The following is a 25,181-nucleotide window of genomic DNA, read 5'->3' as shown; positions in this document are numbered from 1 at the left end:
AATTAGTATGATGTGATCTTTGCCTGAATAAAATACTCTTGATTGGCAAGTGAAAAAATGCTTAAATAATTTTTTGAAAAAACAATCATAATCAAGGTGTTGAGGTAGAGAAATGAAGATTTTCTTGGCTCATGCAAAAGAAGATGAAGAAACGACAGAAGTAATATACGATAAGTTAAAAAATGACGGCTTTAATCCTTGGATGGATATAAAAGATATTCCAGCAGGTGTTGATTGGGACTATGAAATTCAGAAAAATTTTAATAATTCAAATCTTATTGTTCTAATACTAAGTAAAATCAGTATACAAAAAAATGGTTATATTAGACGTGAGATCAATGATGCTATTGAAAAATTAAAATACTACAAACCAGATGATATATTTGTAATTCCTTTGTTGATTGATGATTCTCAAGTTCCATCCTATATTTCCAATAAAATACAGTTTATCGATTTCAAGAGGAATGATGGTTGGGAAATATTCGATAGATCTTTAAGATTAGCAGCTTCACAGCAAAATTTAGAAATAGTGCAAGGTATTCAATTTGGTTTATTTACCTTTAAAACTAATATTTTAAAAGAAGAGTATAAACAAATCCCGGGGCATGATATAGAAATTAGCTACCCAGTGATTAATAATTCTAAAAATTCTAAGTCATCAGATACATTATCAAAGTATTTTGAAGGCCGAGCTGTACGTATCTTATTTAACAACAGAACATCCCCTTGGCCTCTAGAATTTGATTGGAATAAAGAATATAAGAGTACCTATACGGATTCTTATTATGAGAGTTATAATATAGCATTTTGTAATGACTCAGTGATAAGTATATTGCATACTATAAATTGGTATGGTGCAGGAGCTGCTCATCCAAATACAGCTTTTGAAGTTAGTAACTTTGTTATTACAGACAATGACTATTCATATAAATTTAGCATATATGATTTATTTAACAACGAGGACTCACAAGAAGCAATATCAAAGATTAAACGCAAACTTATTGAAGATGCACCACGAGTATATTGGGAAAGGACTGGAGAAAAAGCAGAACAATCAGATATGGATTGGTTTACTACAGGGGTTGAAAATAGTGATTTATCTAATTTCACATTAAATCAATCAGGGTTTACTTTCCACTTTCCTCCTTATGAACTTCACTGTTATGCATTAGGATCTTGGGAGTTTTTTATATCTTTCTTCGAAGTGATAGATCATTTAAAAAAAGATTCTATTTATCAACTGATAAAGGGAGAGTAATTTTATATAAAGAATAAAAAGTGTAAGATCAGGTATCAACACTTAAACATCAAGATGTTTTAGACTGCGATAAAAGAGGCTTTAAGCCTCTTTTATTGTTTTCGGTGATCAGTTAATTTATTCTGGCAAAATCAAACGGCATAATATGATTCTCTTTATTTGCATCTAAATAATCAGCCCACCATTGGATCATTAAACGACGCTGCGTAATATGCTTAGCTTTATGAGTATAAGCCGCACGAACGTTGTTTTGCTCTTTATGACTCATTTGCCTTTCTATAGCGTCTTCTGTCCATATACCGGACTCAACCAGACTACTACAAGCCATTGTGCGGAAACCGTGGCCGCAAATTTGAGTTTTAGTATCATAGCCCATTTGACGCAAAGCCTTATTTATGGTGTTTTCACTCATCGGTTTTTTATAATCGTGGCAACCAATAAAAATTAATCCTTCCCCGTCAGATATATCATAACTGATCTCTTTCAGCTCTTTTAATACATCAATAGCCTGATTGCTCAACGGTATATAATGCGGCATACGCATTTTAGAACCACGTTCTGAAAATCTGACATTTTTTATTTCTTCCCTCTCTGGCGGAATAATCCAGAGTTGGTTTTTAAGATCTATTTCAGGCCATCTGGCAAAGCGTAGTTCACTTGAACGTATGAATACTAATAAAGTGAGTTTTAAAGCTAATACAGTTAATCTACTCCCATTATAAGCATCAATACGAGCAAGTAGATCCGGTATCTGCTCAAGTTCAAGAGCCGGGTAATGATTGCGTTTAGGGGTTGTCAGTGTTCCGTCTAAATAATCGGCAGGATTTTGAGTAATCAGATCTTCTTGAACAGCATAACGCATAATAGCTGTAATACGCTGTTTCAGTCGTGAAGCTGTTTCATTTTGACCTTTAGCCTCAATTTTACGAAGAGGAAGCAGCAGATCGCGGGTTTTTAGCGTTTTAACATCTCGTGAGCCTATGGCAGTGAAAAGATGGTTAATGAGACTGTTTAAAACTCGTTCGCTATGCTTAGGTATCCATCGCTCACTAACAGCCATTTTTTTGTGCCATTCCCGCGCTACAGCTTCAAACGTGAAATCTCCGCGCTCCTCAGCTTTTGCAGCCTTTTTTTGCTGTAGTGGGTCAATACCATTAGCTAACAGAGATTTCATCTCCAAGAGGCTTGTACGAGCTTCTGAGAGCGATACAGAAGGGTAGGTGCCAATCGAGAACACTTTCTGCTTACCATCATAGCGATAAGCCGCTTGCCAGTATTTGGAACCATTTGGATGCACCAGCAGATACAGCCCCTTTCCATCCGATAGCTTGATCTGCTTGTCGGAAGGCTTGGCGTTTTTTACAGCAATATCAGTTAAACGCATAGCAAGCCTCCTGTGCAAATGTTGGTAAAAATCCCATCGAACTGAGATTACCAACATTTTTACCAACAAATAGGGGGCGCTGCCAGTAGATTTTAACGGACAGTAGTAGACAACTGGAAGGGGATAACTTGTTGACTTTATAAAGCAAAACGGACGTTAGTAGACGTCCGTTTCTAAATGATTGGTGCCCGGACTCGGAATCGAACCAAGGACACGGGGATTTTCAATCCCCTGCTCTACCGACTGAGCTATCCGGGCAACGGGGCGCATTAAACCGTAAAGGGGCGCGGTCGTCAACGGCTTTACACGAAAAAAGTGATAAAAGCGCGCTGACTGCCTGCTTTTCAGGCAAAATGCATAAAATCAGTACCCGTCAGGTGAGCGCGCCACCCTGACGGCACTGTGCAAAACGCAGAATATCTTCCGCCAACCGCTGAGCGGTATCTACATCAGCCTGACTGCGGTTGACCAGCATTCGGCTGAGACAACCTTCCAGCACCAGCTCCATCTGCCTTGCAACCATCGCCGGATCGTCAATTTCCAGCGTGGTCAGTAGCTCATGGGTAAAATCATGTGCCGCGCGTTTTTGTTGATTAGCCAGTTGGTGAATCGGATGGGTTGGATCGGGATAAAACGTACAGGCGGCAATGAACAGACAACCAGGATAACGGTTATTACTGACACATTCCGAAAGCGCGCTGTAGCGTGCCAGTAGCTTTTGTTCAGCAGAAAGCGTCTCATCAAGAAGAAGCTGGCGTCGCCAGATATCTACCTGCTGACTCAGATAACGTAGCGCGTCATATAAAATGGCTTCTTTATCTGGCCAGAAACGCTGTAATGTGTCGAGTGGGCGATTTACGCGCTCCGCCACCATTTCCAGCGTAGTATCGGCTATCCCTTGCGTCTCCAGTAATTTCAGGGCTTCTCCCAGAATATCTTCACGTTGCACGGTATTCTCCTCCGTCTTTGCTTTTGCAAGTGTCGCTCACGGTTGGCGATCGTGCAAATGCGCGCTAAAGGTGGCGGCGTCCATAAAGCCGGTGACTCGCGATTGCGGCTGTTCCTGGCCTTGGGCATTAAAGAACAGAATGGTGGGCAGCCCGAGGACTTGCAGATGCTTTAACAGCGCGACATCCTGCGCATTATTAGCGGTGACGTTAGCCTGCAAGAGCACCGTGTCGCCGAGCGCCTGCTGGACCCGCGGATCGCTGAAGGTATACTTTTCAAACTCTTTACAGGCCACGCACCAATCGGCGTAGAAATCCAGCATAACGGGTTTGCCTTTGGCCTGCGCCAGCGCCTGATTGAGTTCGTCCACGGTAGAAATAGCCGTGAAATTGAGGTGCGCTGGAGCTTGCGCGGATGGCGATCCGAACGCCCAATCCTGTAGAGGCCGCACGCTAATGAGCGCTGCCGCCAGCAGGATAATCTGTACGATACGCATCCACGCTCGTCTGGCCTGAAGGCTGGTGATAAAGGCCCAACCAAAGAAAGCGACGCCCAGCAGTGACCACAGACGTAAACCCCAAGCCTCGCCAATAATCCGCTCCAGTAAAAAGACCGGTAACGCGAGGATCACGAAACCAAAAGCGGTTTTAACATGCGCCATCCACGGGCCGCTTTTCGGTAGCAGGCGGTTGCCAAACACGGTGACCAGCATTAGCGGCAGACCCATACCTAATGCATACAAATACAGCGTACCGCCGCCCAGCCACATGTTGCCGCTCTGAGCGATATAAAGCAGGATCGCGCTTAATGGCGCTGTGGTACAGGGCGAGCAAATTAATCCGGCAATCGCCCCCATAACAAAAACACCGCCGGGCGAGCCGCCTTGCTGACGATTACTCATTAATGTCAGCCGGGTTTGCAGTGAGGAGGGGAGCTGTAGTGTGAACAGGCCAAACATCGACAACGCAAGCAGGGTGAACACGATGGCAAGGCCGATTAACACATAAGGGTGCTGCAGCGCCGCCTGAAACTGTAATCCCGCTGCGGCGACGACCAGACCCAGTGCGGTATAGGTCAGCGCCATCCCTTGTACATAGATAAAGGCCAGCAGCAGTGCGCGCCCCGTCGACAAACGTTGCCTTCCCCCCAGGACAATACCGGAAATCAGCGGATACATGGGTAAAACGCAGGGCGTAAAGGCGATGCCTATGCCGATCAGCAGTGCCCAGAGCGCGGAAAAAGGTAGCTGGGCGGCGGGTTTTGACGTCTCACTCGTCTGGGTGACAGCAGGCGTCGGCGTGGCGTCTATTGCCGCGCCGACTTCACTTAGCGGCACCGTTTTCGTTTCCGGCGGATAACAGAATCCCGCATCGGCGCACCCCTGGTACGTTATCGTTAATGTCGCGCCAGCCGCCGCCTGGTTAACCGTTACCGGAACGTTTAGCCGCTTACGGTAGATTTCGCTTTTTCCGTAGAACTCATCTTCATGCCAGACGCCTGCCGGGAGTTGGACTGCGGCGATATCCGCTTTCGTCGGCGTGATACTGATTTGTTTACGGTAAAGGTAGTAACCCTCTTTTACCTGCCAGGAGAGGGTAAGATCGTGTTGATTTTGCTGAAAATCAAAAACAAACGCCCGGTCGGCAGGGACGAACTGCGAGCGACCCGGCGCGTCGAATAATCCGGCGAAGGCGGATGTGCTGCACAGCAGCAGGATCAGCGTAAAGATGCGTTGAGCCATGAGAGGTAATCAGTATCTCCGTGAGTAACAGGTAAAACCAGAAGTTCAGGCGTTTGATACGGGTGATGAGACTTCAGGCAGTCGATAAGCGCTTGCTGATGTGAAACGGTGGTTTTTAAGATCATTTGAACTTCATACTCCTGCTCCAGTTTGCCTTCCCAGTAGTACAGCGATGTCGCGCCGGGGAGGAGGGTGGCGCAGGCAGCCAGTTTTTCCGCCAGCACTTTGGCGGCCAGATCCTGGGCGGTAGCTTCATCCGGGGCGGTACAAAGCACCACAACGGCCTCGGGGATGGAAATATCCTGACTCTTAACATCAAGCATAAACACCTCGAAAGAACAAAAAGACCCGCAAGTGAACGGTCACTATACAACGGACGAGGGCAGGATGTTAGTCAAAGGGCGGGAGAATGCGGGGCGTGATACGCCCCGCGGGTGAAACACTTACAGCATAAAGCTGCCCAGCAGGAAGCCGAAGCAGACAGCCAGAACGACGCCCAGGGTGCCTGGGATGAAGAACGGGTGGTTAAAGACGAATTTACCGATACGGGTTGTACCGGTGTCATCCATCTGTACCGCCGCAACCAGAGTCGGGTAGGTCGGCAAAATGAACAGGCCGGAAACGGCGGCGAAGGAAGCGACTGCCGTCAGCGGAGAGACGTTCAGCGCCAGCGCCATCGGCATCAGCGCTTTCGCCGTTGCCGCCTGAGAGTAGAGCAGCGCGGAAGCAAAGAAGAAGATGACGGCCAGCAGCCACGGATGGCCCTGGATGACGCTACCCGCAGTGTCTTTGATCCAGTCGATGTTAGCGGATACGAAGGTATCGCCCAGCCACGCCACGCCCAGAATACAGATACAGGCGCTCATCCCTGCTTTAAAGGTACTGGAGTTGAGGATGGCGTCAGTTTCCACTTTACACAGGATGGTGGTCAGCGTTGCGACGCTCAACATGATGATCAAAATAGCGTTGGTGGTGTTCATCAGCGGTTTCTCAACCAGGCCGAGGCTCGGACTGTTGACAATCGCATAAACAACCACGCAAATAACGCCCAGCAGGAACAGCCAGACGGAATTTTTTGCCATCGGTTTGATTTCAATCTGCTTTTCACCACGCAGTTCAATCAGCCCTTCTTCCAGACGCTTGCGGTAAATCGGGTCGTCCGACAGTTTGGAGTTGAACAGCATCGTGACCAGGAAGGACATCACCAGCACCGCCAGCAGCGTAGAGGGGATAACCACGGACAGCAGGTGAATGTAGCTAATGCCATGACCTTCCATAACAGAAGACATATACACCACGGCCGCAGAAATCGGCGAGGCGGTAATCGCAATCTGCGCGGATACCACGGCGGTCGAGAGCGGACGGCAAGGTTTGATTCCCTGCTCCTTCGCGACTTCAGCAATAACCGGCAGCGTTGCCAGGGAAATGTTCCCGGTACCAGCAAAAATAGTCAGGAAATAGGTCACAATCGGTGCGAGGATAGTGATGTATTTCGGGTTCTTACGCAGCAGTTTTTCCGTCTGGTTTACCAAATAATCCAGACCGCCCGCGACCTGCATAGCAGAGATCGCGGCGATAACCGCCATGATGATGGAAATGACATCGAATGGAATTGTCCCTGGCTTCACGCCGATGGCGGCAAGTACCAGAACACCCAGCCCACCTGCGAATCCAATACCGATGCCCCCAAGTCTGGCGCCCAAAAAGATTGCCAGCAAAACAATGATAAGTTCGACAACTATCATATTAGCCTTCCTTGTTGTTTAACAAGTTGATATTAAATTGTTGTTATTTGGTAACTTCTTGTAAGAAAAAAGGCACGTCATCGTGACGTGCCTCTTTGGTACTACCCTGTACGATTACTGTTCGCTTTCATCAGTATAACGTTTAGCTTTATAAGCCGGGTGCATCAAGTTCTGTACGGAGAAAATATCGTCCAGCTCGGCTTCCGTTAACAGGCCGCGCTCCAGCACAACTTCACGTACGCTCTTACCGGTTTCAGCACAGATTTTACCGACGATGTCGCCGTTGTGGTGGCCGATGAACGGGTTGAGGTAAGTGACGATACCGATGGAGTTATAAACGTACCCTTCGCACACTTCTTTATTCGCGGTAATGCCGTTAACGCATTTTTCCAGCAGGTTGTAGCACGCGTTGCTCAGAATGTGGATGGATTCGAACATCGCCTGACCGATAACCGGCTCCATAACGTTCAACTGCAACTGACCGGCTTCCGCCGCCATCGTAACGGTGGTGTCGTTACCGATGACTTTAAAGCATACCTGGTTTACGACTTCCGGTACTACCGGGTTCACTTTGGCTGGCATGATGGAAGAGCCCGCCTGCAGTTCCGGCAGGTTGATCTCGTTCAGGCCGGCACGAGGACCAGAAGAGAGCAAGCGCAGGTCGTTACAGATTTTGGACATCTTCACTGCCAGACGTTTCAGCGCGCTGTGAACCATAACATACGCGCCACAGTCAGATGTCGCCTCAATCAGATCTTCCGCCGGAACACAGGCGAAACCAGTGACTTCAGCCAGTTTTTTCACCGCCAGCGGAGAGTATTCTTTCGGCGTGTTCAGACCGGTACCGATTGCCGTTGCGCCAAGGTTGACTTCCAGCAGCAGCTCAGCAGTACGCTCGATGCTTTTCACTTCTTCTTTCAGCAGGATGCTGAACGCACGGAATTCTTGACCAAGCGTCATCGGTACGGCGTCCTGCAACTGGGTACGACCCATTTTCAGGATGTCCTGGAATTCAACCGCTTTACGTTCGAAACCTTCACGCAACTGGTTGATGGCATCGATCAGTTTGACGATAGAGGCGTAAACCGCTACACGGAAGCCTGTCGGATAGGCGTCGTTAGTGGATTGACATTTATTCACGTGGTCGTTCGGGTTCAGGTACTGATATTCACCTTTCTGATGACCCATCAGTTCCAGCCCGATGTTGGCCAGCACTTCGTTGGTATTCATGTTGACGGAAGTGCCCGCGCCGCCCTGGTAGACATCTACCGGGAACTGGTCCATGCACTTACCGTTGTTAAGGACTTCATCACATGCGGCAATGATGGCATTCGCCACACTCTTAGGAATGGTTTGCAGCTCTTTGTTGGCCAGCGCCGCCGCTTTTTTTACCATAACCATGCCACGCACAAATTCAGGGATGTCGCTGATTTTGTTATTGCTAATGTAGAAGTTTTCAATCGCTCTCAGAGTGTGAACACCATAGTAGGCTTCAGCTGGAACTTCCCTGGTACCCAACAGATCTTCTTCGATACGAATGTTGTTTGACATGTGAACCTTCTTTTTCAAGCTGCCAATGATTTTTACTTTAAAACACACAGGATATATGTGATTTCGAATGTTTTCTGACCGACGATTATCCCCTCCATCGGCCTGATAAACGAGATCATATGCTGGTTCAGAATTCCTACCGTAATCTGGATCACTTAAAGTGTGGGAATTTACCCCTTATTTATTATTTTGTGAAATAGGTCACCGCTTTAGTATTACTACCTAAAATAGGTGTACAAACCACTTGAAATTTTGCTACGCACCACCATATCGAATCGATGCGAATCGCAACCCCATTCAAATGGTCGTCGCAGACGGCCATGACTTACAGGAGAGTCCTTTGCGCTGGATACCCTTTTTAGCTGTCTTTCTCTATGTTTACATTGAGATTTCTATCTTTATCCAGGTCGCCCATGTGCTTGGCGTCCTGATGACGTTAATCCTGGTGATTTTTACGTCTGTTATCGGTATGTCGCTGGTACGTAACCAGGGTTTTAAAAACTTTTTGCTGATGCAACAAAAAATGGCGGCCGGTGAGAGCCCGGCGGCAGAAATGATTAAGAGTGTATCGCTGATCATCGCTGGCTTACTGCTCCTGTTGCCGGGATTTTTCACCGATTTTCTCGGCCTTCTCCTTTTGTTACCGCCAGTGCAAAAACATTTGACGCTGAAGTTGCTGCCGCATTTACGTTTTTCCCGGATGCCGGGCGGCGGGTTTAGCGCAGGTACTGGCGGTGGCGAAACATTTGACGGCGAGTATCAGCGTAAAGATGACGATCGCGATCGTATTGAACATAAAGACGATCGTCGGGATTAAAGGTAGAGACGTTGGTCGGATAAGTCGCGTAAGGCGTTATCCGGCCAGCGGATGCGTCTTACGCCATGCGTTTTCGCTTCGGTAAAAACAGCCATAATGCAGCCAGCATGATAATGGCATATAAGCTTTTCCACCCCAGCATTGCCAGCAATAACAGGCACAGTAGACAACCCGTCACCGCCAGTGCATAGCAACGCCCTTTCAACAGTCGACAGCCCGCCAGCATACAAAGCAGATAGAGCATAATAAAAATACCGTTAGCATAGACGATCAGCGCATTGAGGTTAATCTTCAGGGCGTAGACGACCAGGGAACTCACGCAACAACAGGCCAGAATAACGTTTAACGCGTGCAAGGGAAGGCGCCCGGGAGAGAGTTGAGCCAGATAGTGATCGGGCTGATATTGCATTTGCGTCCATACCAGACGCGCAAAACTCTGAGCATACACATTCAGGCTGGCAAAGCAGGTGAGATAACCAATAATGCAGGCTACCCACAACGCCTGGATACCGAAGAGATGAACAATAATAAGCGGTAGCGAGGCTGTTGCCGCTATCTTGTCGCTATAGACGCCAAAATGCAGCACCACGGCGGTACAGGTCCAATAAATGGCGCCAGCCAGCATCAGGCCAATGATCAATGCGCGCGGAAAATCACGTTCAGGATTTTTAAATTCAGACGACAAATGCGTAAAAGCCTCAATTCCCACAAATCCCCAGAACATGATCGCCAGGGCGGTACACAGGCGGGAAAAGGTGATTTCGTTTGCGGCTGGGAAGGTGATATCTGCAGGTTTAATCGCGCCTTTCCACAGAATGGCGGCAATAAGCGCGATAATTAATCCAGCGATAATGGCTTGCAGGTTGGCGCTGGAGCTGGCGCCGCGCGATCCCATAAACCATAGCAAACCTAGAGTACCCAGCTCCCCAAATAAGAGCTGTTCGCTTTGCCAGCCAAACAGCGCCTGGCCGAAACCCACCGCAATATGCAAGGCTGCGGGAAAACTAACAGGAATGACTGATAAAAACAGCCAACTGATCACCCGTTGCAGACGCGGGCCAAATGCTATCCCGACAAAATGCGCTACGCCGCCAGCGTGTGGAAAATGGCGCCCCAGCACAGCAAAGACAATCGCAATAGGGAAAATCAAAATAATGAGCAGCGGCCATGCCCAAAGGCTGATGTCGCCTGCCGCCAGTGCAGCCAGCTCCGGAAGCGCAAAAACGCCAGTCCCTAATAATGATGTGGTTAACAAGATAACGCCCTGAACCAACCCAAGCTCTTTTTTTAGTTCATTCATCAGCTCATTATCCGGCGGCATTGTAACGTCAGGTGACGACAGACATTTTTAAGCGTATCACACACGCCTTTTCTTATAGCAGGATGTTCTAAACCTTGGGTAAACGTGAGATAAGTAGCGTTTTTACCGCTTTTTTCGCTCAGAAGAATTTTTTTTCATCTCCCCCCTTGAAGGGGCAAAACCCCATCCCCATCTCTCTGGTCACCAGCCGGGAAACCGTTTACGGGCCGGCGTCACCCATAACTGATAATGACTTTCTCAAAGGAGAGCTATCAATGAGTATTCGTCCGTTACATGATCGTGTGATCGTCAAACGTAAAGAAGTTGAGTCCAAATCTGCTGGCGGCATCGTACTGACCGGTTCCGCAGCGGGTAAATCAACTCGTGGCGAAATCATCGCTGTCGGTAAGGGTCGCATCCTGGACAACGGTACTGTACAGCCGCTGGACGTGAAAGTTGGCGACATCGTTATTTTTAACGATGGCTACGGTGTGAAATCTGAAAAGATCGACAATGAAGAAGTGTTGATCATGTCTGAAAGCGACATTCTGGCAATTGTTGAAGCGTAATCCGCGAACGACACTGAACATACGAATTTAAGGGAAAGAGAAAATGGCAGCTAAAGACGTAAAATTCGGTAACGACGCTCGTGTGAAAATGCTGCGCGGCGTAAACGTACTGGCAGATGCAGTGAAAGTAACCCTCGGTCCGAAAGGCCGTAACGTGGTTCTGGATAAATCTTTCGGTGCGCCGACTATCACTAAAGATGGTGTTTCCGTAGCGCGTGAAATCGAACTGGAAGACAAGTTTGAAAACATGGGCGCGCAGATGGTGAAAGAAGTTGCCTCTAAAGCGAACGACGCTGCAGGCGACGGTACCACCACCGCGACCGTACTGGCGCAGTCCATCATTACCGAAGGCCTGAAAGCCGTTGCTGCGGGCATGAACCCGATGGACCTGAAACGTGGTATCGACAAAGCGGTTGCTGCGGCGGTTGAAGAGCTGAAGGCGCTGTCCGTACCGTGCTCCGACTCTAAAGCGATTGCTCAGGTAGGTACTATCTCCGCTAACTCCGACGAAACCGTAGGTAAACTGATCGCGGAAGCGATGGATAAAGTCGGTAAAGAAGGCGTCATCACCGTTGAAGACGGTACCGGTCTGCAGGACGAACTGGACGTGGTTGAAGGTATGCAGTTTGACCGCGGCTACCTGTCTCCTTACTTCATCAACAAGCCGGAAACTGGCGCAGTAGAGCTGGAAAGCCCGTTCATCCTGCTGGCTGATAAGAAAATCTCTAACATCCGCGAAATGCTGCCGGTTCTGGAAGCCGTTGCAAAAGCAGGCAAACCGCTGCTGATCATCGCTGAAGATGTTGAAGGCGAAGCGCTGGCTACCCTGGTTGTTAACACTATGCGTGGCATCGTGAAAGTGGCTGCTGTTAAGGCACCGGGCTTCGGCGATCGTCGTAAGGCGATGCTGCAGGATATCGCTACCCTGACCGGCGGTACCGTAATCTCTGAAGAGATCGGTATGGAGCTGGAAAAAGCAACCCTGGAAGACCTGGGTCAGGCGAAACGCGTTGTGATCAACAAAGACACCACCACCATCATCGATGGCGTGGGTGAAGAAGCTGCCATCCAGGGCCGTGTTGCTCAGATCCGTCAGCAGATTGAAGAAGCGACCTCCGACTACGATCGTGAAAAACTGCAGGAGCGCGTAGCGAAACTGGCAGGCGGCGTTGCGGTAATCAAAGTTGGCGCTGCGACCGAAGTTGAAATGAAAGAGAAGAAAGCCCGCGTTGAAGATGCCCTGCACGCGACCCGTGCTGCGGTAGAAGAAGGCGTGGTTGCTGGTGGTGGCGTTGCGCTGATCCGCGTTGCTTCTAAAATTGCTGACCTGAAAGGCCAGAACGAAGACCAGAACGTGGGTATCAAAGTTGCGCTGCGCGCAATGGAAGCTCCGCTGCGTCAGATCGTGCTGAACTGCGGCGAAGAGCCATCTGTTGTCGCTAACACCGTTAAAGGCGGCGACGGTAACTACGGTTACAACGCAGCAACTGAAGAATACGGCAACATGATCGATATGGGTATCCTGGACCCAACCAAAGTTACCCGTTCTGCGCTGCAGTACGCGGCTTCTGTGGCTGGTCTGATGATCACTACCGAGTGCATGGTGACCGACCTGCCGAAAAGCGATGCTCCTGATTTAGGCGCTGCTGGCGGCATGGGTGGTATGGGTGGTATGGGCGGCATGATGTAATGCGACGAGAGTCGCATTCCTCTGCGTAACTGGCTGAATAAAATAGAGAATTTTTCTCTTGCAGTTAGCTTGCGTGCCCGGTGAGCGGGGCTTGCCCCGCTCCCAAAACCCTTTAGCGTAGCATAAGGTGGAGTCGCTTCGGCGGTGGAATACGCTCCCGTAGTTTGGGTTACCTTTCAGTGATGAGCAGTAACGCGCCCATTACTTTCACTCAGTTATCTGCGGCAGTTTACTCTGCGCAGAATGCCCGTCAGGGCAGGCATCGGCTAATCCCATACCGATGTTACATCCTTAACGATTATGGCGCGGTTTGCCATACATCATCACTTCATCCTTTCATGGATTCATGAACAGGACGGGATCGTTTTGCTCGCGATCTTTACAAGAGGAATGCAGCGCAAGCTGTACGGGTGATTGTTCTGTCGCTATTTCTTGAGCAGAAATAGTGAAGAAGAACCCGTTGTTCAGCCAACGGTAGCCTAGGGATAGTGCGTCACTGGCAACGGTGGGGTGCGGAGCTTCCTGACAACGTACTCCCGCGCAAGCGGCGGTTGATATCCGTGAGGAAATTAACTGGATTGGTCTAACGACATGACCATGAGAGGCCAGGCTGTATCGTAAGGTTAACGTACGTGAACTGCTGTTAAACACCGTCAGCCGCATTGAGCGTAAGTCGTTGATACGCTTTGACCAAAAGGTGGGTGGACAGGTTATCTCTTTTACATCTGGGGATACGCTGATATGAGCGCCACCGGTGGATAGGCAGAACCTAACCGATACGTGTCATCTGTACGGAACTCGGTAAGCCCGTATATTCGCCTCGTTGAGGCAGGGGAGCCGTAAGGCGAACTGTTGGGTATGCGGGTAAGGGAGGTTGGAAAAAGCAAACGCTGCGCTGTAATGGCGTGGATAGAGGCATGAAACAGGGCCTCACCGGAAACGGGGCAGACTTCCAACTGGTCTTAAATCGTAATAAGGCTTGTAAAGCTTATTGAATGTAAAACCCCGAGGGGCGAAACGTGATTTCTCCCTCGGGGGGAATCCACGTTCGTCCTCAGGGTGCTCTCGACAGAGCATTCAGGAGGATAGCAAGGTGAATACCGAAACGCGAGTTGAATCGCAGGCGGTATCTGCGTCTTCCCGCCCGGAAAGGTGGCACGCCATTAACTGGCGTAAAACCTCAGAAGCGGTGAGAAAGCTACAGGTACGCATTGCGAAGGCAGCGCTTCAGCAGGAGTGGCGGCGGGTAAAAGCGCTGCAACGAATGCTGACCCGTTCGCTGGCGGCTAAGGCATTAGCGGTCAGGCGAGTCACGGAAAACCGGGGCAAGGATACCCCCGGAGTGGATGGAAAGTTATGGAGTACCCCGAAAACCAAATGGGAGGCCATCTTCGATATGAAGAGAACCGGATATCACCCTAAACCGCTACGGCGGGTGTATATCCCGAAGTCGAACGGCAAGTTGCGTCCGCTCGGGATACCGACCATGAGAGACAGAGCCATGCAGGCGTTGTATCTGCTGGCGCTGGAACCCGTGTCGGAAACAACAGCCGACCGCAACAGTTATGGTTTTCGTCCGATGCGTTCAACGGCGGATGCTATTGAACAGTGCTTTGTGGTGCTCAGTCGGGGCAACTCGGCGCAGTGGGTGCTGGAGGGCGACATCAAAGGGTGTTTCGATAACATCAGTCATGACTGGTTACTGGCGCATATCCCGATGGATAAGCAGGTGCTGGGTAAATGGCTGAAGGCAGGCTACATGGAGTCCGGTCATTACCATACAACCGGTGCGGGTACGCCTCAGGGCGGTATTATCTCACCGATACTGGCCAATATGGCGCTCGACGGGCTGGAAGCGGTGCTTGAATCCCGATTTGGGGTGAAGAATACCAAAGCCAGCTACAAGACCAAGGTCAACTATGTGCGTTATGCAGACGACTTTATCATCACCGGTATCTCGCAAGAGTTGCTGGAGAATGAAGTCAAACCTCTCGTTGAAGCCTTTATGGCGGAGCGGGGGCTGCAACTGTCGCCGGAGAAAACGGTGATAACGCACATTGAGCAGGGTTTTGACTTCCTCGGCCAGAACGTGCGCAAGTATCGCGGGAAAATGCTGATAAAGCCTTCCCGTAAGAACCTGCGAACGTTTCTGGCGAAAGTGAGGGACATTGTGAAGCGTCATCCGACGCAGCCGCAGGACTGGCTGATACATCAGCTCAACCCGGTATTGCGGGGCTGGGCGAACTATCACCGGCATGTGGTGGCGAAAGAAACGTTCAGCTATGTGGATTACCGTGTCTGGAAGCTGCTCTGGCGCTGGTGTTGCAGGCGGCATAAAAACCGCTACAAACGCTGGGTGAAGGCTAAATACTTTCATACGGTGAATAACCGGCGTTGGGTGTTTCAATGGCGGGAGGATAAGGAAAATCCGGTAACACTGGTCTGGGCAAAAGACACCGTTATTAAACGACACACTAAGATAAAGGCGGAAGCTAACCCTTATCTGCCTGAATGGGAACTGTACTTCGAGCAGCGCCTTGAGCGTCACTGGAAGGAAACCATGCAGGGCAGGAAGAAGTTGCTGGCGCTCTGGCTCAGGCAGGAGAAACGCTGCCCGCTCTGTAACCAGTTAATTACGATGGAAACAGGCTGGCACGTTCACCATAAGCACCAGAAGCATCTGGGCGGCGGTGACGAGCTTGAGAATCTGGTGATGCTGCATCCGGGCTGCCACATCCAGTTACACGTGAACGAGGAAAAAGATGTGCAACCGGTTCAACCCGTCGGTTGAACTTATTAAGGCTTGAGCCGTATGCGGGGAAACTCGCTCGTACGGTTCTTAGGGGGCGGCGGCGCAGTAATGCGCTGCTGCTACCCGACATTGCCCACACCCTGCATCCTTCAGGCTGCAGATGCGTTGGCTAACCCCAGTCACTTACTCAAGTAAGTGACTGGGGATTAACAAACTGGCCGCCTTCCTGCAACCAGAATGATTTGGGTGCTTATCTCCCAGAATTGAGAAACCCCCGGGCAGAAATGACCGGGGGTTTTTCTTTTAGTCATCTTTTTAGTATAAGATTCAGATACGGACAAAACGTCCAGCTCATTGATTATGGGGAATAACATGCACGTGAAATATTTAGCAGGGATCGTTGGCGCCGCGCTGCTGATGGCGGGTTGTAGCTCCAGCAACGAACTCACCGCTGCCGGCCAAAATGTACGCTTTGTCGAAGATAAGCCGGGCGCGGAATGCCAGCTTATTGGTACGGCAACCGGTAAACAGAGTAACTGGTTTTCAGGCCAGCACGGCGAAGAGGGTGGCTCAATGCGTGGCGCAGCGAACGATCTGCGTAATCAGGCGGCCGCGATGGGTGGAAACGTGCTGTATGGCGTAAGTAGTCCGTCGCAGGGCATGTTGTCCAGTTTTGTCCCGACGGCCAGCGAGATGAACGGCCAGGTTTATAAATGTCCGAATTGATATGTCTGAATCGTAACGCCCTCTGAAAGATTCAGAGGGCGATATGGTTAGCGTTTTTCCTGCGATGACGCCATGCGTAGATTATGCAACGCGCGCATGCATTGATCTTGCGTCAGACGCGCTGCTTTACCGGTTCCAAGCGTTCTGACAAAAACCTTACACGGTTTTCCTTCCAGCTTTTTAAGACGCGGGCTGAAATTCAGCAAGCGGCGTGATATCGCTTCAGCTTCTTTAGAGCCTGACTGACTACGGGTCTTAATGATGGTGCCGCAATCATGCGATTGTCCTGCCTCATCCGTATAACGATAAACGAGCGCTAAATAATGGTTATACAGATTATGTTTCCAGTCAGGCTGGTTATAGGTATCGAATTCGATATTACCGTTTTCCAGGCAGTCAGCATCGTATAATGGTAAAAAGTCCAGCATTGAAGAAATACGCAATGCGAGCTCACGCATTTCGGCATTATTAATGGCGTGAATAATAGCCATCACCAGAACTTCAACCTGCCACTCACCGACCTGTAAATCAAGATGGCTACCATTGTGCAGCTTTAACGTAAAGGTTAATACTTTTTCTGTATTATCGCTCAACGCTAAAGATTCAACACGCTGATTAACATCGGCGTTTTCCAGCTCTTCACGGAGTATTGCCGGAATATTCTCATGCATTTTAAGCACATGACTGCTTTTAGCTTTCTGGCGTTTTTCCTGCTCTTGTTCCGGCAGCGAGTGTTGTAAATAAAGCCGGTGTTCAAGGCCGATCAACAAGTCTCGCAGCGCGAGCACAGGAAAGAAAAGCAGTGTTTCTTTATTTCTCAGTGACTTCACCTTAAGCGCCAGCGCGATAAACTTATCATTGTGACGAATAACGCCGGTATTTAGTCCCTTAATCGTTAAGGCCATGTCAATTCTCCACAAATATAAAATAATTAAATGTTTTACTGCAATGTATTTGATATATAAATTGTTTATGCCGTCCTATAAAAAGGAGAACCAGTATAATTCGAAAATGCAGTACACGCTAAGCGAGTCCTAAAACGGACTTTATTGAAAAGAGAGGACCGGAAAGGTGTATTTAACGAAGGTTAGTTTATCCTCGCCAAAGGGTGAGGAGAATCGCGGGGGAGTCTCCTCGTAATATTGCGCGGTAATATTTTTCGTCGTCCCTGACGCGCCCGCGAGGATTAGCACTGCCGAAGCTGTAAATCCAGCGGTGTTTTGCTCGGTTCGCCGCCGATTTCACGCGCCAGTCTTGGCACCATATAGCCGGATACCAGCGTGAGCAGTTCGCGCATGATTTGCCGGGCTTCGTCATCGGTGACCATAAAATGCGCGGCGCCCTGCACTTTATCCAGCACATGCAGGTAATAGGGCATCACGCCGGCGTCAAATAGCGCGTTGCTCAGATTCGCCAGCGTTCGCGCGTTATCATTCACGCCACGCAGCAGGACACTCTGGTTGAGAAGCGTGACGCCCACGTGGCGCAGTTTCTTCATCGCCAGGCAGAACGCCTCGTCCACTTCATTAGCGTGGTTGATATGGTTCACCAACAAAATTTGCAGACGTGACTGGTCAAAGCGGGCGACCAGTTCGTCAGTAATGCGTGCCGGGATGACGATAGGCAACCGACTGTGGATGCGTAGCCGCTTGACGTGCTTAATGGCTTCCAGTTGCGTGAGCAGCCAGTCCAGCTCATGATCTTTCGCCATCAGCGGATCGCCGCCGGAAAAGATGATCTCATCCAGTTCCGGGTGTGCGGCGATATACTCCAGCGCGACTGTCCAGTTACGCTTATTGCCTTGATTCTCCGCATACGGGAAGTGACGACGGAAACAGTAGCGGCAATTTACCGCACATCCGCCTTTTACCAGCAATAGCGCCCGGTTTTGGTATTTATGCAATAATCCTGGCACCACGCTGTGTTGCTCTTCCAGCGGGTCGGTGGAGAAACCGGGGGCGACAATAAATTCATCCCGGGACGTCAGCACTTGACGTAAAAGAGGATCGTCAGGGTTGCCCTTCTCCATGCGCGCAATAAAAGCGCGCGGCACGCGGAGGGCAAACAAGCGCCTGGCGTCCTGTCCTGCCCGGAGGTTTTCATCAGCTTCAATCTGTAAAAGATGCAGCAGTTCGTCGGGATTGGTCACAACATCGGCAAGTTGCGCTAACCAATCTTCTCGCAATGGGGTATTTAGGGTTACAATATGCGCCATTTTGTGGCTTAGCTACCAGTTAACAATTTCAGAGGGCCTTATGGCGACTTACTATAGCAACGATTTTCGTTCCGGTCTTAAAATCATGTTGGATGGCGAACCTTATGCGGTTGAATCCAGTGAATTCGTGAAACCGGGTAAAGGCCAGGCGTTTGCCCGCGTTAAGCTGCGCCGTCTGCTGACCGGCACGCGCGTTGAGAAAACCTTCAAATCGACCGATTCCGCAGAAGGCGCGGATGTAGTCGATATGAACCTGACTTACCTGTACAACGACGGTGAGTTCTGGCATTTCATGAACAACGAAACCTTCGAACAGCTGTCTGCAGATGCCAAGGCTATCGGCGACAACGCAAAATGGCTGTTGGATCAGGCGGAATGCATCGTAACCCTGTGGAACGGTCAGCCTATCTCTGTCACTCCGCCGAACTTTGTTGAACTGGAAATTGTTGATACCGACCCAGGTCTGAAGGGCGATACCGCAGGTACTGGCGGCAAACCAGCCACGCTGTCTACTGGCGCAGTGGTTAAAGTTCCGCTGTTCGTGCAGATTGGCGAAGTGATCAAAGTCGATACCCGTTCCGGCGAATACGTATCCCGCGTAAAATAATTTACGTTATCGGGAAAAATGGTGCAGCGTATGCTGCGCCATCCTATTTTTCGCGCCTCAATGATGAAACGCTTTATCTGCCTTGTCGCGCTGGTTCTTCTTACCGGCACATTATTAACGGCATGTAATACCGCCCGCGGCTTCGGCGAAGATATTCAGCATCTTGGCCACGCCATCTCCCGCGCAGCCAGCTAATCGCTTCTCGTCTTCCTAAAATTAGTCGATCGCCCGTCATTTTCTGGGATGTTGTCTATTATTAAGTTGCTATACACAAACAACATTGGCTAGAAAAGGAAGACATTATGGTTAAAAAGACAATTGCAGCGATCTTTTCTGTTTTGGTACTTTCCACTGTATTAACTGCTTGTAATACCACGCGCGGCGTGGGCGAGGACATCTCGGACGGTGGTAGTGCGATCTCTGGCGCTGCAACCAGAGCTCAGCAGTAATCATCAACGGTACGGCATGGCGTCGTACCGTTAATCGATTTTCTCCGGAAGCATAAGAAAGGGAGAATACCGATTATCCATATGAAGTTTCATACGGATATTACGCTTATAGGTGTAAACCGTTTTCCCGTGAATGCCAAGCGCATACGCAATCTCTTTATTGCTGGTGCCTTCCGTCCACATCGCGAGCACTTTTTCCTCCTGCGGAGAGAGCAATGGCGTGGCGCTTTCCGGCGCTTCCTGCAGTGGATGAGTATATAGCGCTCCTTTAATTCGTTGTGCAAGCTCATGTAAAGGCGTGTGTTTAGATAACACCGCATGACTGGCATATTGCGGTCTGTACGGCATATTCCCTGACTGTAATAATACCAACGGCGTCATCCTGCAGGCGGCAAAAAATGCATTGATAGGCTGTTCGGGTAAGGCATCGTTGAGAAAACCATATAAATCAGCGATAACCAGATGGGGCTTCCATTGCAGAATATGTTCTTTCGCCAGTATAAGGTTATTCATCCCGGATACCAGCAGTGAAGAACTGAGCACATCAGTGTGATTAAGCCAGGCCTCCATGCCCGTACGGGTAAAGTGGCATCGGTCTATCACTAAAATTTTCAACATAGTTTTTTGCACCCGGAAGTAGATAAAGCACTTTCTTTCCCAGAAGGCGTTCCATCATAGAGAACTCCTGTGGGCGCTAAATGCGAAAACTACGCGGCTTAAAAGGGCCAATTCCCGCCTTTAGACGGAAAAAAATAAAAAGGTTGAAATTCATTTTCTCTCAGGCAAAAATGGCTTTTCATCCGTATACGTTACAGGACGACCTGTAAACGCTATTCTCACCGGGGACGGCCCCATTAATTATCTGGAGCCTGCTATGTCCTGGATCATTCTATTAATCGCTGGTTTACTTGAAGTGGTATGGGCTGTCGGCCTGAAGTATACCCACGGTTTTTCTCGTCTGACCCCCAGTATTATCACCATTACGGCCATGGTTATCAGTATGGCGTTACTTTCCTGGGCAATGAAAACACTGCCCGTTGGAACGGCGTACGCCATCTGGACCGGCATCGGCGCCGTCGGGGCGGCAATCACCGGTATCCTTCTGCTGGGCGAGTCTGCCTCACCGGCGCGTTTGCTCAGTCTTGGCTTGATCGTCGCGGGTATCATTGGGCTAAAACTCAGTGCGCATTAATTCGTCGCTGATATTGCTACGAACCTGATTGTTTTACCCAAATTAATTTATTGACGTCAAACCCCTCCCGGGTCGCGACGGCCAGCATTTGCTGTTTTATTTCCTCAGAAAGCGTTGGCGTGCGAGAGAGTATCCACAGATAGTCGCGATCCGGGCCGCACACCAGCGCATGACGGTATTCCCGGTCAAGCGCAATCACGTTATAGCCGCCGTAGAACGGGCCGAAAAAAGAGACCTTGAGCGCGGCGCGGTTTGGACTACCGGTAAAATACGCTTTGCCTTCTGTTTTTTGCCACATTCCCCGATCCGGGTTATAGCCTTTATTGATGACATTAATCCCGCCATCGTCACGCAGACTATAGGTGGCCGTGACTTGTTCCAGTCCACGTTCAAATCGATGATCGAGGCGTGCGATCTCATACCAGGTGCCGAGGTAACGTTTGGCATCAAAGTTATTTACCACGGTAACGCCTTTAGGCGGGGTAGGTGAACTACAGGCGACAACCAAAAATGCCGCAGTAACCGCAGCAACGACGGGCAGCAAGCGCATAAAATTTTCCTTCCAGTGTTTTTTCTAAGTGTAGAACCTGGCGGGAAAATGAGAGGCAGGAAAAGAAAAAACGCCCTCTTATCGGGTAGATAAGAGGGCGTCGTGGCAACTTAGAGAGTGATAACGCCAATCGCCGTCACAACGGTCAGGATTGCCGCCAGACCGTAGAAGACCCATTTGCCCGCGGGCACGTGGATTTTCAGGTCATGCATCGCGTGGTGCATACGGTGTAGGCCACACCATAGCGGCAGCACGATCATCAGGAACAGAAAAACGCGACCAATAAAGCTTTGGGCGAACGTCAGTACGCGCTCAAAACTCAGGGCATCGCCCGGAAATAGCCCCAGCGGCAGCATGATGCCAACCAGTAGCACGATCACCGGCGCGATGATCGCGCCCCACATACCGCCTGCGCCAAACAGTCCCCAGAATACGGGTTCATCAGAACGTTTTGGGTTTGGATTAATCATCCGGGACTCCTTACCAGAACAGGGCAACATACAGAATGACTACGGTGACTACCGCAGTGACCACCCAAAGCCCTTTGATGATTGGCTCTGGCCCCATTTTTTCGTCTTTTACAATGATATTGGCCGCCTTCGGCGCCAGTTCAAACCAGGTTTTGGTGTGCAGCAGCGCGGCCGCCAGGGTGATCAGGTTTAAGATCACTACCACCGGGTTTTGTAAAAAGCCGACGAATCCCATCCAGGATTCCGCGCCGTGTTTGAGCGCAAACAGACCGAAAATCAGTTCAATACTGAACCAGACTGCCGGCACCGCTGTGCCTTCGCGCAGCATATAAAAGCGATAAAACGGCAGTTTTTTCCACCAGGTGGACGTCATCGGCCGCACATAGGGTTTGCGTTTAGTCGTCATGTTGCACTCCTTAGCGTGGTTTCAGGGTGGCGATAAGAAAGTCTTTCGAGCTTTCCACTTTACCCTGCTGAATGGCCGCAGCCGGATCGACATGTTTTGGACAGACTTCGGAGCAGTAGCCCACGAAAGTACAGGTCCATACGCCGTTCGGACTGTTCAACTGCGCCATACGCTCCTTCTTACCGTGATCGCGGCTATCTTCGTTATAGCGATGCGCCAGCGTAATCGCAGCCGGTCCGATAAATTCAGGATTCAGACCGAACTGCGGGCACGCGGCGTAGCACAGACCACAGTTGATGCAACCGGAGAACTGGTGATACTTCGCCATTTGCGCCGGGGTCTGGACATTCGGCCCCTGATCTGGCGTGCGAGAGTTGCCAATAATGTACGGTTTGATCGCTTCCAGGCTTTCGATAAAGTGCGTCATATCGACAACCAGATCGCGCTCAATCGGGAAGTTCGCCAGCGCTTCCACCTTCATACCGTTGGTGTAATCGCGCAGGAAGGTTTTACACGCCAGTTTAGGGACGTTGTTGACCATCATGCCGCAAGAGCCGCAGATCGCCATACGGCAGGACCAGCGGTAGCTCAGGTCTGGCGACAGGTTATCTTTGATGTAGCCCAACGCGTCCAGTAGCGATGTTGTTTCATCATAAGGAACTTCATAGAAAGCACTGTGCGGCGCGGTATCGGTTTCCGGGTTATAGCGCACCACCTCAACTTTCAGGTTTTTCATCTCAGCCATTCGCCTTCTCCTTCTTATCGGCTGCTTCCGCTTCACCGCCGTAAACACGTTTGGCTGGCGGCAGGGTGGTGATTTTCACGTCGCTGTATTCCAGACGGGTCGTGCCATCAGCATCGCGGAAGGCGAGGGTGTGCTTGAGGAAGTTCACATCGTCGCGCTCGGTACAGCCTTCATCCAGACGCTGATGCGCGCCGCGGGACTCTTTACGCGCCAGCGCAGAGTGCGCCATACATTCCGCTACGTTCAGACCATGACCCAGTTCGATGGTATACAGCAGGTCAGTGTTGAACACGCTGGAGGTATCGGAGATACGTACGCGCTTGAAACGTTCCTGAAGCTCGGCCAGTTTATCAACGGTTTTCTGCATCAGTTCCGGGGTACGGTAAATACCGCAACCTTCTTCCATAGACAGACCCATCTCATCGCGGATCTTCGACCAGTTTTCGTTGCCTTCCTGGTTCACCAGATTTTTCAGACGCTGTTCAATATCGGCAACCTGGGCGTCGAGCGCGGCGCTATTTGCGGCGCCTGCCGTAGCAGCGCGTTCCATTGCTTGTTCGCCAGCCAGACGACCAAACACCACCAGTTCCGCCAGTGAGTTGGAACCGAGGCGGTTCGCGCCATGCAGGCCAACAGAGGAGCATTCGCCAACGGCAAACAGCCCTTTGACACGGCTTTCACAGTTCTGGTCGGTTTCAATGCCGCCCATGGTGTAGTGCGCGGTCGGACGTACTGGAATCGGTTCTTTAACCGGATCGACGCCGACATAGGCTTTCGCCAGTTCGCAAATGAACGGCAGACGTTCATGCAGTTTCTTCTCGCCGAGATGACGCAGGTCGAGGTGAACCACATCGCCGCGCGGCGTGGAGATGGTGTTGCCTTTACGCCATTCGTGCCAGAAAGCCTGGGATACTTTGTCGCGCGGCCCCAGTTCCATATATTTGTTTTTCGGCTCGCCCAGCGGCGTTTCGGGGCCCATGCCGTAGTCTTGCAGGTAACGGTAGCCATTTTTATTGACCAGAATACCGCCTTCACCGCGGCAACCTTCGGTCATCAGAATACCGGAACCTGGCAGGCCAGTCGGGTGATACTGAACGAATTCCATATCACGCAGCGGAACGCCGTGGCTCAGCGCCATGCCCATCCCGTCGCCGGTGACGATGCCGCCGTTGGTGTTATAGCGGTATACGCGGCCTGCGCCGCCTGTCGCCATGACCACGGCGTTGGCGCGGATTTGCACCAGCGTGCCTTCCATCATGTTCATTGCCACCAGGCCGCGCGCATGGTTGTCATCAACCAGAATATCCAGCACAAAATGTTCGTCAAAGCGCTGGATTTGTGGGAACTGCAGGGAAGTCTGGAACAGGGTATGCAGCATATGGAAGCCGGTTTTATCCGCGGCGAACCAGGTACGCTCGATTTTCATACCACCGAAGCGACGCACGTTAACGCTACCGTCCGGACGGCGGCTCCACGGGCAGCCCCATTGCTCCAGCTGCGTCATCTCAGTGGGACAATGGTGGACAAAGTAATCCACGACATCCTGCTCACACAGCCAGTCTCCGCCTGCTACCGTATCGTGAAAATGGTAGTCAAAGCTGTCATGATCCTGGGCGACAGCGGCTGAACCCCCTTCGGCAGCGACGGTGTGGCTGCGCATCGGGTACACTTTTGAGATCAGTGCGATTTTAGCATTGGGATTCGCCTGTGCGGCAGCAATTGCAGCACGTAATCCCGCGCCACCGGCGCCTATAATGGCAAGATCGGCTTGAAAGGTTTGCACGACATTCCTCCAGATTATTGTAATTTCACCCTCGCGCAGCCAGATAAAGCCTCTGGGTTCTGCGAAGTATGAATGCGTTTCCACTGCTCCTTTATGGGTACAACAGTATAGTCTCAGGGATGTGAGGGAAATTTGACGTGTTCGATTTTTTTAGCGTATCAGAGGGATGAATTATCATTGATTTTGATTAATTTAATTACTAAACCATCTGAAATCACTTTTTTTACCCTCCAGAAGGCGCCCGATACGCCTGCGCAAAATTTGTTTCGCCCGCGCGTTGCGA

25 protein-coding genes and 1 tRNA gene are annotated in these 25,181 nt (G+C 50.3%); 10 read left to right on the top strand and 16 right to left on the bottom strand.

From position 1 onward, the window contains the following. Positions 1-112 precede the first annotated feature (112 nt). Positions 113-1,258: a TIR domain-containing protein gene (locus ABVN44_RS08030; RefSeq protein ID WP_023231658.1), complete on the top strand. Its 1,146-nt coding sequence runs from the start codon at positions 113-115 to the stop codon at positions 1,256-1,258. Between the two features lie 112 nt (positions 1,259-1,370). Here ABVN44_RS08030 and ABVN44_RS08025 read toward each other — a convergent pair whose 3' ends face one another. The 7 genes from ABVN44_RS08025 to aspA form a co-directional block, all read right to left on the bottom strand. Further along, complete coding sequence (locus tag ABVN44_RS08025; protein ID WP_023231657.1) at positions 1,371-2,642, bottom strand: integrase arm-type DNA-binding domain-containing protein; 1,272 nt, start codon at positions 2,640-2,642, stop codon at positions 1,371-1,373. 182 nt (positions 2,643-2,824) lie between these two features. Continuing rightward, positions 2,825-2,900: transfer RNA gene (locus ABVN44_RS08020), tRNA-Phe, on the bottom strand. A 115-nt stretch (positions 2,901-3,015) separates the two neighbouring features. Continuing rightward, positions 3,016-3,591, bottom strand: coding sequence for a transcriptional regulator (locus tag ABVN44_RS08015; protein ID WP_001188509.1), 576 nt, complete (start codon positions 3,589-3,591; stop codon positions 3,016-3,018). A gap of 36 nt (positions 3,592-3,627) precedes the next feature. Beyond that, entirely contained in the window at positions 3,628-5,331 is a 1,704-nt protein-coding gene (locus tag ABVN44_RS08010; RefSeq protein WP_023231656.1) for a protein-disulfide reductase DsbD, read from the bottom strand. Beyond that, complete coding sequence (gene cutA, locus ABVN44_RS08005; RefSeq protein WP_000887832.1) at positions 5,307-5,654, bottom strand: divalent cation tolerance protein CutA; 348 nt, start codon at positions 5,652-5,654, stop codon at positions 5,307-5,309. Before cutA ends, ABVN44_RS08010 begins: the two co-directional genes overlap by 25 nt. Positions 5,655-5,774: 120 nt before the next feature. Continuing rightward, complete coding sequence (gene dcuA, locus ABVN44_RS08000) at positions 5,775-7,076, bottom strand: anaerobic C4-dicarboxylate transporter DcuA (RefSeq protein ID WP_000637595.1); 1,302 nt, start codon at positions 7,074-7,076, stop codon at positions 5,775-5,777. Positions 7,077-7,190: 114 nt separating this feature from the next. After that, positions 7,191-8,627 (bottom strand): aspartate ammonia-lyase, encoded by a 1,437-nt coding sequence (aspA, locus tag ABVN44_RS07995; RefSeq protein WP_000069440.1) that lies wholly within the window; start codon positions 8,625-8,627, stop codon positions 7,191-7,193. Positions 8,628-8,967: 340 nt separating this feature from the next. Between aspA and ABVN44_RS07990 the strand changes: the two genes are divergently transcribed. Then, positions 8,968-9,444, top strand: coding sequence for an FxsA family protein (locus tag ABVN44_RS07990; protein WP_001267291.1), 477 nt, complete (start codon positions 8,968-8,970; stop codon positions 9,442-9,444). 58 nt (positions 9,445-9,502) lie between these two features. Here ABVN44_RS07990 and yjeH read toward each other — a convergent pair whose 3' ends face one another. After that, on the bottom strand, positions 9,503-10,744 hold the full coding sequence (gene yjeH / locus ABVN44_RS07985) for an L-methionine/branched-chain amino acid transporter (protein ID WP_023231654.1): 1,242 nt from the start codon (positions 10,742-10,744) through the stop codon (positions 9,503-9,505). Positions 10,745-11,019: 275 nt separating this feature from the next. Between yjeH and ABVN44_RS07980 the strand changes: the two genes are divergently transcribed. The 4 genes from ABVN44_RS07980 to ABVN44_RS07965 all read left to right on the top strand — a co-directional run bounded on the left by ABVN44_RS07980 (position 11,020) and on the right by ABVN44_RS07965 (position 16,481). Continuing rightward, complete coding sequence (locus ABVN44_RS07980) at positions 11,020-11,313, top strand: co-chaperone GroES (RefSeq protein WP_000027827.1); 294 nt, start codon at positions 11,020-11,022, stop codon at positions 11,311-11,313. A 43-nt stretch (positions 11,314-11,356) separates the two neighbouring features. After that, positions 11,357-13,003, top strand: coding sequence for a chaperonin GroEL (gene groL / locus ABVN44_RS07975; RefSeq protein WP_000729126.1), 1,647 nt, complete (start codon positions 11,357-11,359; stop codon positions 13,001-13,003). 1,093 nt (positions 13,004-14,096) lie between these two features. Then, positions 14,097-15,794 (top strand): group II intron reverse transcriptase/maturase, encoded by a 1,698-nt coding sequence (ltrA, locus tag ABVN44_RS07970; protein WP_023231653.1) that lies wholly within the window; start codon positions 14,097-14,099, stop codon positions 15,792-15,794. A gap of 333 nt (positions 15,795-16,127) precedes the next feature. Then, the gene (locus ABVN44_RS07965; RefSeq protein WP_000558210.1) at positions 16,128-16,481 is read left to right on the top strand and encodes a DUF4156 domain-containing protein; all 354 of its coding nucleotides are present in this window, start codon (positions 16,128-16,130) and stop codon (positions 16,479-16,481) included. 47 nt (positions 16,482-16,528) lie between these two features. On the opposite strand, the gene ABVN44_RS07960 is transcribed toward ABVN44_RS07965, so the two are convergent. Both ABVN44_RS07960 and epmB read right to left on the bottom strand, forming a co-directional pair. Beyond that, a complete protein-coding gene (locus ABVN44_RS07960; RefSeq protein ID WP_001229227.1) occupies positions 16,529-17,386 on the bottom strand; it encodes a YjeJ family protein in 858 nt (285 codons plus the stop codon). Between the two features lie 281 nt (positions 17,387-17,667). Beyond that, positions 17,668-18,696 carry an EF-P beta-lysylation protein EpmB gene (gene epmB / locus ABVN44_RS07955; RefSeq protein ID WP_000940482.1) on the bottom strand — a complete coding sequence of 343 codons (1,029 nt, stop codon included), beginning with the start codon at positions 18,694-18,696 and terminating at the stop codon, positions 17,668-17,670. 40 nt (positions 18,697-18,736) lie between these two features. Here epmB and efp point away from each other — a divergent pair, with 40 nt between their 5' ends. The 3 genes from efp (at position 18,737) to ecnB (ending at position 19,752) form a co-directional block, all read left to right on the top strand. Beyond that, complete coding sequence (efp, locus tag ABVN44_RS07950; protein ID WP_000257282.1) at positions 18,737-19,303, top strand: elongation factor P; 567 nt, start codon at positions 18,737-18,739, stop codon at positions 19,301-19,303. 60 nt (positions 19,304-19,363) lie between these two features. Beyond that, positions 19,364-19,498 carry an entericidin A/B family lipoprotein gene (locus ABVN44_RS07945; RefSeq protein ID WP_001670700.1) on the top strand — a complete coding sequence of 45 codons (135 nt, stop codon included), beginning with the start codon at positions 19,364-19,366 and terminating at the stop codon, positions 19,496-19,498. Positions 19,499-19,605: 107 nt separating this feature from the next. Then, positions 19,606-19,752, top strand: a complete 147-nt coding sequence (gene ecnB, locus ABVN44_RS07940) for a lipoprotein toxin entericidin B (RefSeq protein WP_000239598.1) — start codon at positions 19,606-19,608, stop codon at positions 19,750-19,752. A gap of 30 nt (positions 19,753-19,782) precedes the next feature. Here ecnB and ABVN44_RS07935 read toward each other — a convergent pair whose 3' ends face one another. After that, positions 19,783-20,370 carry a LuxR C-terminal-related transcriptional regulator gene (locus ABVN44_RS07935; RefSeq protein WP_000912959.1) on the bottom strand — a complete coding sequence of 196 codons (588 nt, stop codon included), beginning with the start codon at positions 20,368-20,370 and terminating at the stop codon, positions 19,783-19,785. A 256-nt stretch (positions 20,371-20,626) separates the two neighbouring features. Here ABVN44_RS07935 and sugE point away from each other — a divergent pair, with 256 nt between their 5' ends. Next, positions 20,627-20,944, top strand: coding sequence for a quaternary ammonium compound efflux SMR transporter SugE (gene sugE / locus ABVN44_RS07930; protein ID WP_000118469.1), 318 nt, complete (start codon positions 20,627-20,629; stop codon positions 20,942-20,944). Positions 20,945-20,960: 16 nt separating this feature from the next. Here the strand turns inward: sugE and ABVN44_RS07925 are convergent, their stop codons facing one another. From ABVN44_RS07925 to frdA, 5 genes are all read right to left on the bottom strand, one after another. Then, entirely contained in the window at positions 20,961-21,494 is a 534-nt protein-coding gene (locus ABVN44_RS07925) for a lipocalin family protein (protein ID WP_001238398.1), read from the bottom strand. 110 nt (positions 21,495-21,604) lie between these two features. Then, positions 21,605-21,964, bottom strand: a complete 360-nt coding sequence (gene frdD, locus ABVN44_RS07920; RefSeq protein ID WP_000609650.1) for a fumarate reductase subunit FrdD — start codon at positions 21,962-21,964, stop codon at positions 21,605-21,607. Between the two features lie 10 nt (positions 21,965-21,974). Further along, positions 21,975-22,370, bottom strand: coding sequence for a fumarate reductase subunit FrdC (gene frdC, locus ABVN44_RS07915; protein WP_000208749.1), 396 nt, complete (start codon positions 22,368-22,370; stop codon positions 21,975-21,977). 10 nt (positions 22,371-22,380) lie between these two features. Further along, on the bottom strand, positions 22,381-23,115 hold the full coding sequence (gene frdB, locus ABVN44_RS07910; RefSeq protein WP_000829509.1) for a fumarate reductase iron-sulfur protein: 735 nt from the start codon (positions 23,113-23,115) through the stop codon (positions 22,381-22,383). Next, complete coding sequence (gene frdA, locus ABVN44_RS07905) at positions 23,108-24,898, bottom strand: fumarate reductase (quinol) flavoprotein subunit (RefSeq protein WP_001192954.1); 1,791 nt, start codon at positions 24,896-24,898, stop codon at positions 23,108-23,110. Before frdA ends, frdB begins: the two co-directional genes overlap by 8 nt. Between the last annotated feature and the right edge of the window lie 283 nt (positions 24,899-25,181).

The organism is Salmonella sp. SJTUF15570, from assembly GCF_043357055.1.
Taxonomy (GTDB): domain Bacteria; phylum Pseudomonadota; class Gammaproteobacteria; order Enterobacterales; family Enterobacteriaceae; genus Salmonella; species Salmonella enterica.
Note: the sequence above shows the minus strand (reverse complement) of the source record. Positions and strands in the feature narration are given on the sequence as shown.

Bases quoted from the DNA above. Each gene is read 5' to 3' on its own strand.
- ABVN44_RS08030 (WP_023231658.1), top strand. From the start codon at position 113: ATGAAGATTTTCTTGGCTCATGCAAAAGAAGATGAAGAAACGACAGAA.
- ABVN44_RS08025 (WP_023231657.1), bottom strand. From the start codon at position 2,642: ATGCGTTTAACTGATATTGCTGTAAAAAACGCCAAGCCTTCCGACAAG.
- ABVN44_RS08010 (WP_023231656.1), bottom strand. From the start codon at position 5,331: ATGGCTCAACGCATCTTTACGCTGATCCTGCTGCTGTGCAGCACATCC.
- cutA (WP_000887832.1), bottom strand. From the start codon at position 5,654: ATGCTTGATGTTAAGAGTCAGGATATTTCCATCCCCGAGGCCGTTGTG.
- dcuA (WP_000637595.1), bottom strand. From the start codon at position 7,076: ATGATAGTTGTCGAACTTATCATTGTTTTGCTGGCAATCTTTTTGGGC.
- aspA (WP_000069440.1), bottom strand. From the start codon at position 8,627: ATGTCAAACAACATTCGTATCGAAGAAGATCTGTTGGGTACCAGGGAA.
- yjeH (WP_023231654.1), bottom strand. From the start codon at position 10,744: ATGAATGAACTAAAAAAAGAGCTTGGGTTGGTTCAGGGCGTTATCTTG.
- ABVN44_RS07980 (WP_000027827.1), top strand. From the start codon at position 11,020: ATGAGTATTCGTCCGTTACATGATCGTGTGATCGTCAAACGTAAAGAA.
- groL (WP_000729126.1), top strand. From the start codon at position 11,357: ATGGCAGCTAAAGACGTAAAATTCGGTAACGACGCTCGTGTGAAAATG.
- ABVN44_RS07965 (WP_000558210.1), top strand. From the start codon at position 16,128: ATGCACGTGAAATATTTAGCAGGGATCGTTGGCGCCGCGCTGCTGATG.
- ABVN44_RS07960 (WP_001229227.1), bottom strand. From the start codon at position 17,386: ATGGCCTTAACGATTAAGGGACTAAATACCGGCGTTATTCGTCACAAT.
- epmB (WP_000940482.1), bottom strand. From the start codon at position 18,696: ATGGCGCATATTGTAACCCTAAATACCCCATTGCGAGAAGATTGGTTA.
- efp (WP_000257282.1), top strand. From the start codon at position 18,737: ATGGCGACTTACTATAGCAACGATTTTCGTTCCGGTCTTAAAATCATG.
- ABVN44_RS07945 (WP_001670700.1), top strand. From the start codon at position 19,364: ATGATGAAACGCTTTATCTGCCTTGTCGCGCTGGTTCTTCTTACCGGC.
- ecnB (WP_000239598.1), top strand. From the start codon at position 19,606: ATGGTTAAAAAGACAATTGCAGCGATCTTTTCTGTTTTGGTACTTTCC.
- ABVN44_RS07935 (WP_000912959.1), bottom strand. From the start codon at position 20,370: ATGTTGAAAATTTTAGTGATAGACCGATGCCACTTTACCCGTACGGGC.
- sugE (WP_000118469.1), top strand. From the start codon at position 20,627: ATGTCCTGGATCATTCTATTAATCGCTGGTTTACTTGAAGTGGTATGG.
- ABVN44_RS07925 (WP_001238398.1), bottom strand. From the start codon at position 21,494: ATGCGCTTGCTGCCCGTCGTTGCTGCGGTTACTGCGGCATTTTTGGTT.
- frdD (WP_000609650.1), bottom strand. From the start codon at position 21,964: ATGATTAATCCAAACCCAAAACGTTCTGATGAACCCGTATTCTGGGGA.
- frdC (WP_000208749.1), bottom strand. From the start codon at position 22,370: ATGACGACTAAACGCAAACCCTATGTGCGGCCGATGACGTCCACCTGG.
- frdB (WP_000829509.1), bottom strand. From the start codon at position 23,115: ATGGCTGAGATGAAAAACCTGAAAGTTGAGGTGGTGCGCTATAACCCG.